The sequence below is a fragment of the Kitasatospora sp. NPDC059462 genome, assembly GCF_042749955.1.
Classification (GTDB): Bacteria; Actinomycetota; Actinomycetes; order Streptomycetales; family Streptomycetaceae; genus Kitasatospora.
In genome coordinates, this window is sequence record NZ_JBHYUU010000409.1 from 1 (window position 1) to 1,226 (window position 1,226).

Here is a 1,226-nt window from a genome sequence, read left to right on the forward strand (position 1 = left end):
GGCCGCCCCCCCCCGCCTCTACGGGCCGGGGGCCACCGGGCGGTGTCCGGGGGATGGTGGGGGGGGGGGGGCCCGGGGGCAACCGGGCGCGCCCCCGCGCGGTTGTGCTCGCGTCGGATCAGGCCTTGCGGGCCTTGACCTCGGCGGTGAGCTGCGGCAGCACCTCGAAGAGGTCGCCGACCACGCCGTAGTCGGCGAGCTCGAAGATCGGGGCCTCGGGGTCCTTGTTGACGGCCACGATGGTCTTCGAGGTCTGCATGCCGGCCCGGTGCTGGATCGCGCCCGAGATGCCCGCCGCGATGTAGAGCTGCGGGGAGACCTGCTTGCCGGTCTGGCCGACCTGGCTGCTGTGCGGGTACCAGCCGGCGTCCACGGCGGCGCGCGAGGCGCCGACGGCCGCGCCCAGGGCGTCGGCCAGCTCCTCGACCACGCCGAAGCCCTCGGCGGCGCCGACGCCGCGGCCGCCGGAGACCACGATCGCGGCCTCGGTCAGCTCCGGGCGGCCGGTGGAGACCCGCGGGGTGCGCGAGACGACCTTGGCGGCGTTGCCGGTGAACGCGACGGTGACGTCCTCCACCGTGCCGGCGGCCGGGGCGGCCTCCGGGGCGACGGCGTTCGGCTTGACGGTGATCACCGGGGCGCCGTGCGACACCGTGGACTTCACCTGGAAGGAGGCGGCGAACACCGACTGGGTGGCGACCGGGCCGCCGTCACCGGCCTCCAGGTCGACGGCGTCGGTGATGATGCCGGAGCCGATCCGCAGGGCGACGCGGGCGGCGATCTCCTTGCCCTCGCCGGACGAGGTGACCAGCACCGCGGCGGGCGCCGCGGACGCGGCGATCGGGGCCAGTGCGTCGACCTTGGGGACGACCAGCTGGTCGGTGAACTCGGCGCCGTCGGCGACGTACACCTTCGCGGCGCCGTACTCGGCGGCCTTGGCGGCCAGCGCGGCGGCCTTGTCGCCGGCGCCGAGGACGACGGCGGACGGCTCGCCGATGCGGCGGGCCAGGGTCAGCAGCTCCAGGGCCGGCTTGCGGACCGCGCCGTCGGCGTGGTCCAGGAGAACCAGGATCTCAGCCATGATTCATTGCTCCTGATCGATCGTTGGATGCGCGAACGCGGTGGGGGGTCAGATGAACTTCTGGCCGGCGAGGAATCCGGCGAGCGCCTTGCCGCCCTCGCCCTCGTCCTTGACGACCGTGCCCGCGGTGCGCGCCGGACGCGCC

1 protein-coding gene and 1 pseudogene are annotated in these 1,226 nt (G+C 75.1%); both read right to left on the reverse strand.

Translation table 11 applies throughout. The annotated features are described in order from the left end of the window. Positions 1-118 precede the first annotated feature (118 nt). Positions 119-1,081: an electron transfer flavoprotein subunit alpha/FixB family protein gene (locus ACFXAM_RS38825; RefSeq protein ID WP_380298653.1), complete on the reverse strand. Its 963-nt coding sequence runs from the start codon at positions 1,079-1,081 to the stop codon at positions 119-121. Between the two features lie 48 nt (positions 1,082-1,129). Continuing rightward, positions 1,130-1,226: pseudogene (locus tag ACFXAM_RS38830) on the reverse strand (electron transfer flavoprotein subunit beta); the annotation flags it as partial.